The 9,589-nt window shown below is 48.0% G+C and carries 7 protein-coding genes and 1 pseudogene; 3 read left to right on the top strand and 5 right to left on the bottom strand.

The features are described 5' to 3' along the window. The 5 genes and pseudogenes from AC0YNZ_RS30940 to AC0YNZ_RS30960 all read right to left on the bottom strand — a co-directional run. Window positions 1-246, bottom strand: a pseudogene (locus AC0YNZ_RS30940) (ABC transporter substrate-binding protein); the annotation flags it as partial. A 521-nt stretch (window positions 247-767) separates the two neighbouring features. Beyond that, on the bottom strand, window positions 768-1,565 hold the full coding sequence (locus tag AC0YNZ_RS30945) for a DeoR/GlpR family DNA-binding transcription regulator (RefSeq protein WP_475830199.1): 798 nt from the start codon (window positions 1,563-1,565) through the stop codon (window positions 768-770). A gap of 424 nt (window positions 1,566-1,989) precedes the next feature. Next, window positions 1,990-3,648: a glycosyltransferase family 39 protein gene (locus AC0YNZ_RS30950; protein WP_475830200.1), complete on the bottom strand. Its 1,659-nt coding sequence runs from the start codon at window positions 3,646-3,648 to the stop codon at window positions 1,990-1,992. Continuing rightward, window positions 3,632-4,939 (bottom strand): MFS transporter, encoded by a 1,308-nt coding sequence (locus AC0YNZ_RS30955; RefSeq protein WP_475830201.1) that lies wholly within the window; start codon window positions 4,937-4,939, stop codon window positions 3,632-3,634. Before AC0YNZ_RS30955 ends, AC0YNZ_RS30950 begins: the two co-directional genes overlap by 17 nt. Window positions 4,940-5,071: 132 nt before the next feature. Continuing rightward, window positions 5,072-5,635 carry a GNAT family N-acetyltransferase gene (locus AC0YNZ_RS30960; RefSeq protein WP_475830202.1) on the bottom strand — a complete coding sequence of 188 codons (564 nt, stop codon included), beginning with the start codon at window positions 5,633-5,635 and terminating at the stop codon, window positions 5,072-5,074. A gap of 69 nt (window positions 5,636-5,704) precedes the next feature. Here AC0YNZ_RS30960 and AC0YNZ_RS30965 point away from each other — a divergent pair, with 69 nt between their 5' ends. The 3 genes from AC0YNZ_RS30965 to AC0YNZ_RS30975 form a co-directional block, all read left to right on the top strand. Then, on the top strand, window positions 5,705-7,939 hold the full coding sequence (locus AC0YNZ_RS30965) for a UvrD-helicase domain-containing protein (protein ID WP_475830203.1): 2,235 nt from the start codon (window positions 5,705-5,707) through the stop codon (window positions 7,937-7,939). 18 nt (window positions 7,940-7,957) lie between these two features. Continuing rightward, window positions 7,958-8,959: an HD-GYP domain-containing protein gene (locus tag AC0YNZ_RS30970; protein ID WP_475830204.1), complete on the top strand. Its 1,002-nt coding sequence runs from the start codon at window positions 7,958-7,960 to the stop codon at window positions 8,957-8,959. A gap of 102 nt (window positions 8,960-9,061) precedes the next feature. After that, a partial coding sequence (locus AC0YNZ_RS30975; protein WP_475830205.1) for a transposase occupies window positions 9,062-9,589 on the top strand: 528 nt, incomplete at its 3' end.

The raw sequence follows: 9,589 nt of genomic DNA on the forward strand, positions 1-9,589 counted from the left end.
TACTTCGGCATTGTATTTTGCAGCTACTTCTTGCGCGCCTTTGGACATCGCTACGAAGAACGGGTTGCCAAGCGTCGGAACCGTTAAACCGATTTTAAGCTTCTTCTCTTCAGGTTTCGCGGCGTTCCCAGAAGTTTCCGTGCCAGCCGTGCTGTTTGAGCCTTTATTCGCGCTGTTGCCGGAGCAAGCGGTTAGCACCAGAAACAGGGAAAGCATTAGAAAAACGAGCATTTTATATGATTTCATCGATTAACAACCTCCAAATTTATGAGTTCCTTGCGTTTTATACCGCCGTGCACTTGAATAATTGATTCATTTCTTGCACAATAATAAGAGGCTTTGCTTAAAAAAGTTACTTTATTTTTGAGCAGATCCAAATACGGGTGTGAGCAACTGGGCTGCAACCATTCGCCGTGGACTAAGCCGTTGTTTACACTCGTTCCTTTTTATCCAGCATCAAGCTGTAAATGTGTATCACCCCTCCGATGCTCCCCTATAGCGGCAGAGCCAAAATCTATAAAAGCCCCCTATCAACACTTAAGCATTTACCAATACTGTTCCAGTAGGCATCACCCCTTTCAAATAAAATATCCAACTAATCCTATGCTACCGCTTCGTTCCCGTCTGCCGGGACTTCATATTCGCTCGAAATCTCCCGTTTTCAACCGGCATGTCCGAGCAAGATACAGCGCTTTCAAATTTAGCTGACGGAAAGCTCGTGAGTCATGGAGCCTACACCGGGCAGCTCATTTGATATTTCATCCCGGTTAGACCGCTTCTATCTTGCCCTGCTTCTCTTCGGACGTCACGATATGCAGCTCGAGGCCCCGGCTCGCGAATTCGGATAACATATCTTCCTGCGCGCCGTCATCCGTGATGAACGTATCTATGTCGGACAGTCCGGCAAATTTCACATGCTTGATTTCACTGATTTTAGAAGAATCCGCCAGTAAAATCACCTTCTTCGAGGAATCGATCATCCGGCGTTTAATGCTGGCTTCTGTGATGTTTGGCGTACTTAGCCCCTCGGTCAGGTGAATGCCGTTGGTAGCTATAAACGCTTTATCCACGTGCAGCATGCTCAGCATTTGCTCCGCGAACGGTCCTACCAAAGAAAGAATATCTTTCCTCATCGTTCCGCCGAGTAGAATAAGTTCAATACCGTCATGAGCAAGAAGCTCCTGAGCAACAGGCACGGCATTCGTGACTACGGTCAATTTGTTGAAGCGCCTTAGCTCTTTGGCTAAGCAAACCATGGTCGTGCCCGAGTCCAGCAAAATCACTTCGCCTTCCCTGATCAATGCTGCCGCTTTTTTTGCAATCGCTTTCTTTTGTTCGCCGCTGCTGACTTCTTTCTCGAGAAAGCTCGGTTCGTAATTCACATTATGTAAAGGAATCGCCCCGCCGTGCGTCCGCTTCAGCAGATTACTCTCCTCAAGCTCCTTTAAATCCCGACGGATCGTTGATTCCGAAACGTGAAGAATTTGATTAAGCCCTTGCACATCTACACGCTGTTTCACTTTAAGAAGCTCCAAAATCCGTTGTTTTCTCTCAGCTTCGTACATGTTATTACCTCCGCAGACCAGATGATTACCATTCATCGAAGAAAACATTTGGTCGTTTGTGATTACTTCTGACTGTTTATGATTAGATTATATTGCGACTTTCCATGTATTGTCAACCTTATTTTTTTTATTTTTTCTCAATATTGATAGGTGCGAAATCGTTTTCGTGAAATGATTGACACCTTGTTTGAAAGCCCTTACTCTATTAACACAAAAAATCACAATCAGTCAAAGGAGGTGCCGAATGCTGAGCAACCAAGGAGCCTGAACAAAGCGTAACTCGATGGGGGCTAATTTAAAATGCAATACATAAAAAAAAACAACCAGCAGGTTGTTTTATCTTTAGAGCCGCGTACTATAATTAACCAGAGATGTATCATTTAAAAAAAGTTATCAGCGATCGCCAGCTTCTTTCTTGTCAATATCATTTTATAGCTTCTGTCCATTTCACATCATCGATGAACGACCAATACTGCTGTCCCTCCTCAAATCCGCCATTTCGAAAAAGAGAATGTGCTTTAGACGTTGTAACAGCACCTTTACCGCTCACCACAGTGTAGTTCTTAAATCGCTTGATGCTATAGCCGGCATCCACTTCAGGAATTAGATCGTTATTGGTAAAAATATAAGCGGCATCCTCGTTAGGCTTCACTTGCGGCTGCCCGAAACGGTATCTGCCGAATGAGCGGACGAACTGAAATGGAGCTCCCGGGTTCACATAGTCGACCGTTGCTAGAAACTGCTGCGGTGCGATTTTCTCATAGAACAATACATAAATATAAGGCATCATCACCTGATCCGTCACATAGACATTGCCTTCCGTCTTATCCGAAGCATATTGCACGGCTTCCCCAAAGGATTCAAAGAAAAGCGGACTGATTTGCTTCGAGTATGCAGTGAAATAATGCCCGACGAAAAAAACGAAGAAAATGGAAAACGAAATGATTGTTAAGATGAAAGAGTGCTTGATATGCTTATGCAGCCAAATTAAGCCTGCAGCTGCCAAAAACACCGTAGGGTAAAAAATAATATTGATCCGGTTGATGTTTACATCCGTAATAAGCGTCATTAGAACAGCTGATACAAACCAAATCGCAATAATCGCCGTCTCGACGCGGAACTGCTTTATTAGTTTAAAGACGCCGTATAAAATTCCTATACCGATGAGCGGAACTGCCAAAGGATACATATAGCCATATTCAGGTATCGCATTCCACAGCAAACCATCATTTTGAGCGATGTACAAATTCAAAAACTGCTTGAAATGATGTGCAATCATCGAGAAGGCGCTGCCTTCAAATGCCGTTGATACTTGTTCTATCCGCGGCACTGTAAGCTTGGGTATGGTGAAAATGAAATGAATCGCCGGCATGTTGAACCGGTTGATGACAAGAAACAAGCCGATTGGCGCAGCTAGAACAGCAAGAAGCACGCTGTTCCACAGCATGTCGCGCAGCTTGAACGCCTTTAGGGCAGCAAGCAGAACGAACACGCCTAAACCAAACACCGGCACAAAAAAATAAGACGTCCCGTACGCATACAGCGAAGCGGCAAGTGTAATGGTGAAACCGATCAGCCATTTGGGCTGATGAATAGCTTTGAACAAGAAATATACGGCAATCAGCACCAAAGCAGGAAATAAATTTGATTCGAGCGCCCATCTGGACATCATAATATGCCAAGGACAAATGACGATCAGGAAAGCTGCAGCAGCCGTATGCGGTCTCTTAAATAGCCGGGCAGCAATCAGATAGAATAGAACCATACTTATTAAACCGAACAGGATGCTTACCGCACGAACCGATAAAACATTTAAACCAAATAAATAAATGAACGGCATCGATAAATACGCATAAAGAGCATTTTGCCCGCTTCCCCATGCGATCAGGTGAATCGGCAGCTTTACGCCGTTACGATCGGTTCCGTAATGCAGAATCGAATAAGCCTCGTAGCCGATCGATGCCTCGTCCTGGTTCAAGCCGCCCGGTATAGAGCCCGCGTACAAAACTCTCACTGCTGTTCCGATTAGAAACAGCAGCAAGAGAATACGATTTTTTTTCATCCATTCAGAGACTTGACTCATTGCTATGCATCACCGCTTCTTGTAGTGTGCCTTGATGGCGGATCGGATAGAAGTAAAAGAAGATAAGCGCGATAATCAAGGAAACAAACGGAATGACGCTAAGCATCGAGCGAATGCCCCATACGGCAGCTGCCGGCTGTACAGCATCCTTCACATAGCCGGTAGCTTCCAATATAAGACCCAGCACGACAGCCTGCAGCGATATGCCCCATTTGACGATAAAGCCATTCATGCCGAAGTACATGCCTTCCCTGCGAACCTTCGTCCGTCTCTCATCCTCATCGATAATTTCGGACAAAAGCACGTCCAGCAGCACGAGCAGCCCCGCTAAGCCGATGCCGATTGCAGCAGCCGCTATCGCCGCAGCAGCAACGCTGGATAAGAATAAGAAAGGAACCATCGCAATCGCATAAATGCATACCGCATAAATAACCGTTTTGCGCGCTCCCCATTTCTGAACCAATCTCCCCCATACGTAAACGCAAGGAATAGCAGCGATAAAAATCGCGCCAAGCAAAATTGTATTGCTGTCCTCCGCAGCCGCAAGCACGTATTTGGTGTAGAAAGGTATAGCAGCCGGCAGCATGGCGAAGGTAAATTGCACGAAGAAGCTGCCGATGACGAACAGTACGAACGCCTTGTTCGAGAACGTGAATTTTAAGGACTTAAGAAAACCGGCTTCAGCGCGCGAAGCGACGCCTTTCTCCTTGCTGGACGATACCATGATGATGAAGAAGAGCAGCGCAATGCCCGCAAAAATCGCCCCCATAGGTCCCCAGCCCAGCGTTCCGTATACGAGCGGAGGCAGCGCCACGCCAATAATCATCCCGACGATGCCGAACATTTGCCGCCATGAGGATACGGTCGCACGCTCCTTCATCGTTGTGAACATTTCCGGAAATAATGCCGAATAATTCAATACGACCATAACGAACAAGATATCATAGAGCAAGACGACCGTTAAAAAATACCAGAACAAAGCCATGCCTGTGCCGACCGGAAACCATATGGCCGTAAATAATGCCGCCAGCGGTACCATTCCAAACAGCATGTAAGGAATGCGCCTGCCTAAACGGGAGCTCGTGCGGTCGGAGATATGTCCGAACAACGGATTCAGCACCGCGTTAACGATTCCGTGAATGACCATCGCTGCACTGATTAAGCCCGGTCTTACGCCAAGCACGTCTACATAATAAAATACGATGTAGGATGCGAAGGCCTGGGCTATTAAATTAACGGATAAATTTCCTGAACTGTAAGCTAACCTCGATTTAAAGCTTGCATTTGCCACTACAAACACTCTCCCGGCTAGGATGAAAGTCTAGTAAATATCGTACTTACAACTCTTTCATCTTACCGTAAAAACCCTTATTATTCCATAATTAACTTTTGGATCTAGACTAGCCGGCTTATGCCTCTTATCCTAATTTTTCTGCTTCGCCATTCGGATATAACGGCTGCCGCTGACTTGAACCTTGCCATCCTCGATATAATTCAGCTTTCTATAAAGCGCATATGCTCTCGTATTGTCTGGCTCCACGATCAGCGACAGCCTGCTGTAGCCTTCATCCATCCCCTTCTGCTCAAAAGCGCCGATCAGCGCCTTCGCGATGCCCTGCCCCTGATAACGCTCAGCGACCGCGATCGAATCCAAATAATATTCTCCTTCTCTTGCCTCAACGGCAATAATCTCCCCGGCGCGGGGACCCGAATCCCGTCCCGGCCGCGTCACAAAAGGGACATCGAGCGCTGCCGCCCCGTCTCCTGCATAGCTGAGCAGCATCCCTGCAATACCATCTTCCCGTCTATCGACAAGCACATGCTTGTAGCTGATCCGATTGTCCCCGCGAATATAAAAGCCGGCTAAAATACGCTCTGCTTCAACCTCATCCTCACATCCCGCTAAGGAGTAAGCGATGTGGCCGATCGCCGCAAGCAGCAGCGGCAGTACCTCATGTACATCTTCTTTTCTGGCAGGTCCAATCATGAAGGCATCCCTCATTCTATTTTTGATCTGTTATAATAAATGAATATTATTTCTAAAGGTGATGAAGCAGTGAGCAATGACTATTATACATTCCCCATAGGAATCCGAAACAGCGAGGTTCCCTTTGCCCCCCGCGCAGAAGCCGAGACAAGCCTTCAGCTTGTCGGTGCCGGGGAGACGGACGCCCGTTTTTTCCGCGCTTTGGAGCGGTACGGCATTTCACTTAACAGACCGCAAATTGCTGCGGTTCGCCATAATATGGGGCCTGCGCTTACACTCGCGGGAGCCGGCTCGGGCAAGACCTCCGTGCTCGTGTGCCGGACCGCTTACCTGCTTGCAGTACAGGATGTGCAGCCCCAGCATATTTTATTGATGACCTTTTCCAAAAAAGCGGCCGATGAAATGCGAAACCGCATTCGTTTACTTCCCGTCCTTAGCCCGCAGGCGGCGAGCGGCGTAGAGGCGCGCACTTTTCACTCCTTCTGCCTCCAGCTGCTGCGGGGGCGCGGATACCGCCAAGGCATACTGGGCGAAACCGGACAGAAGCATATTTTTTTCAAGCGGCTCATGCGCGAGCTTCTGCTGCAAAACGACTACGAGCCCGAAACTTTACTGGCCCAGCTTTCCGCTATTAAGCTGCGGATGATCAACGTAAGCGACCTTCCCGCCTCGACAACGGAGGAACGAGAGCTGAAGCTGCTTTTCACGCGCTATGAGCAGTGGAAGAAGGATATGGATAAGCTCGATTACGATGATCTTCTGCTCGAGGCCTACAAGCTTCTGAAGGATGACGCGGCGCTGCTTGCTGCGCTGCAAAGACGCTTTCAGTACATCATGATCGACGAGTTTCAAGATACGAATCAAGTTCAATACGTGCTCGTGCAAATGCTGGCAGACAAGCATCGCAACCTTATGGTCGTAGGCGATGACGATCAGACGATCTATTCCTTTAACGGGGCGAAGAACGATTATATATTAAACTTCGAGCATCAATACCCCGGTGCGGCAACTTATATTCTCGATATCAATTACCGGTCGACCAGCACGATCGTCGGTCTTGGCAATGCAATCATTCAATATAATAAGCTGCGCAAGGAGAAAACGCTGCTGGCTGTTAAGCCGAGAGGCGTGAACCCTTCCTACGCGCGGCTCAAAACGACACAGGACGAGGCAAAGCTCATTGCGGATACCATTTCCCTTCAAACCGGGCAAGGCAAACGTTCCTTTGGAGATTTTGCCGTATTGTTCCGTACTGCGAGCAGCGGCAGGGCGCTTGTCGAGCTGCTGCTGACCCGGGAGCTTCCGTTCATCGACTTCGGCGACGGTCAGCTCTTTTATGACCAATGGGCCATAAAGCCTTTGCTTGCTCATTTGCGGCTTGCGCTGGATCGCCGGAATTTCGATGCGATGGAAATCCTGCTTCCCTCGCTGTATGTCAATCGCGAGCAGGCTATGGCATTCATATGGAACCAAGACAAACAGCGCGCGAAGAAATGGCCGCTCATTCACCTTCTGGAATTCCCGCAGCTGAAGGAATTCCAGAAAGACAAAATCAAAGAACGCATCAAGCTGATTAAATCGCTCAGCGATATGAAGCCTGCTGCCGCTATTATGCAGCTTCGCCAAGCCTTTTATGACCAATTTCTCGAAACGAGCAAGCGTCATGAAATGACGGAGCATAAAGAAGGGCTGAAGGAAGTGCTTGATGAGTTCGAGGCTGCCGCCAGCAGTTACGACTCTATCGAAGCTTTTCTTGCCTATATAGACGATATCACGGACAAGCATGCTGCCGTGCAGCAGCTCCAAAAGCATGAACATAACCGCAGCGCCATATCGCTGATGTCGATCCACAAATCCAAGGGGCTTGAGTTTCCGGTCGTATTCGTTATCGGCGCCTCGGAGGGCATTCTTCCGCATAGCTCTGCGCTCGCAGCCGATAAGCACAGCGATCGGAGCTCCATCCAGACAGGCGATGACGCACTTGCAGAAGCGCTGGAGGAAGAAAGGCGTCTTGCATACGTTGCCGTTACGAGAGCCCAAGAGGAATTATACATTAGCTCACCCGCCCTTTACCGGGGAAAACCGGCTGAATTATCGCGGTTCATCCGCTCTGCCTTCAACAACGGCCAGGAGGAGGACGGCGATGCCGAATCGGCTCTGGCATGGCTTTGCACAAGCGATTCCTGCCAAGTGTGGCAGCGGATTATAACTTACGAGGATTCGCAAGCGGAAACCCGTACATGCCCCTTGTGTCAGTCCCCAATGGAACAAGGAACTAAGATATTGCCGAAGAAAAAGAAGTGAGGTGAAGAAACGAGCAGCATGAGCAGTCAAAATGAACAGCTAACCCCCTACCTGAAGCTGGCGGACGCCGTCATCATAACCGATAAAGAGCATCATATATTAGCCGTCAATCCATCGTATGAGAAAATAACAGGCTACACTTCTCAGGAAATAGCCGGGAAGAAAGCAAGCATTTTACGTACTCCCTATACGCCAAAGGAGACGCATGAGCAAATGAAGCTGGCGCTTAAGCAAGGCTTGCCATGGTCGGGTGTACTGACGAACCGCCGAAGAGACAGCAGCATCTGGCATTCCTCGATTACGATTACGCCTTTGCATACCGGCGGGGAGCTTTATTATATCGGTGTTTTCCGCGAGCTGGAAAATTTGAAAAGCGGCTTCTATTTACCGGAGGAGCGTATCGGCTCCATTCAAAGCTCCATGCTGAAGGTGCTCGCTATCTCTTGCGAAATAAGAGATCCCGGCATCGAGCAGCATCTTGTTCGCGTTCGCGATTTAACGGAGCGGCTCACCCGCTTTCATATTGAACGGCTGCAGTTAAGCTGGTCGGAAGAGCTGGTGAACCGCATTTCGCATTCGAGCATTTTGCATGATATCGGCAAATCGGGAATCCCGGAGGGCATTTTGTACAAGCCGGGGCCTCTAGCTTATTATGAACGGCAAATCGTCGAGATGCACACGCAAATCGGCGTTGATATTATTGATAAAATTTATGCCGAGCTGAGCGATGATTTATTTAACCAGGAGCTCGAACTCGGAAAGAACATTATTTTGTACCATCATGAAAAATGGGACGGAACCGGCTATCCCCATCAGCTTGCAGGCGAAGGCATCCCGATTGAAGCGCGCATCGTAAGCGTCGTCGATGTATACGATGCTTTAACAAGCACTCGCCCGTACAAAGAAAAGTGGTCTGAGCAGCGTGCGATTGCGTATATCTATGAGCAGCGAGGGCAGCATTTCGACCCAGACCTGGTTGACTCATTCCTTGCACTTATTCATACCGGAGCCTTAAATTAAAAAACAGCGGCAGCCTGAAACATGAACATCATGTTTTGATATGCTCCCCTTACGGTAGACAGGTGAAATAATAAAACCTGCTACTGTGAGGGGAGCTTATTCATGTCTAGAGGAAAATATAATGCTTTGGAGAAACTCACTATGCTCGAAGAAGTATCAAACGGGGAAATTGGCTTTCTGGCCGCAGCGAAGAAATATGGGATTAATAAAACGACTCTGATGAAATGGCAACGTCGGTACAAGCTTTATGGTTATGAAGGGCTGGAGAGTCGTACACGTATCCGAAGCTATACGGATGAGCTCAAGCTTCAGGCAGTGAAAGATTACCTGAAGGGCGGATTGTCCCAATACCAGATTATCGATAAATATAAGATTGCGAGTACAAAGCAACTCTCAAACTGGATAAAGAAGTATAATTGTCATAGCATCTTAAAAGCCTGTAAAGGGGAAGCAAAAGCTATGACAAAGGGTCGCTCTACGACGTGGAAGGAACGGATCGATATTGTCCAATATTGCCTAACAAATAAGCATGACTACCATAAGACAGCAGGACAGTTTCAGGTCTCCTACCAGCAAGTATACCAATGGGTGAAGAAGTTCGAGGATGGCGGTCAGGATGCGTTAAAGGAT

Source organism: Paenibacillus sp. J2L1-98 (genome assembly GCF_056269405.1).

What these genes read in the sequence shown, in the direction of transcription:
- AC0YNZ_RS30960 (WP_475830202.1), bottom strand. Translation starts at nt 5,635, where the DNA reads ATGATTGGACCTGCCAGAAAAGAAGATGTACATGAGGTACTGCCGCTG.
- AC0YNZ_RS30970 (WP_475830204.1), top strand. Translation starts at nt 7,958, where the DNA reads ATGAGCAGTCAAAATGAACAGCTAACCCCCTACCTGAAGCTGGCGGAC.
- AC0YNZ_RS30945 (WP_475830199.1), bottom strand. Translation starts at nt 1,565, where the DNA reads ATGTACGAAGCTGAGAGAAAACAACGGATTTTGGAGCTTCTTAAAGTG.
- AC0YNZ_RS30950 (WP_475830200.1), bottom strand. Translation starts at nt 3,648, where the DNA reads ATGAGTCAAGTCTCTGAATGGATGAAAAAAAATCGTATTCTCTTGCTG.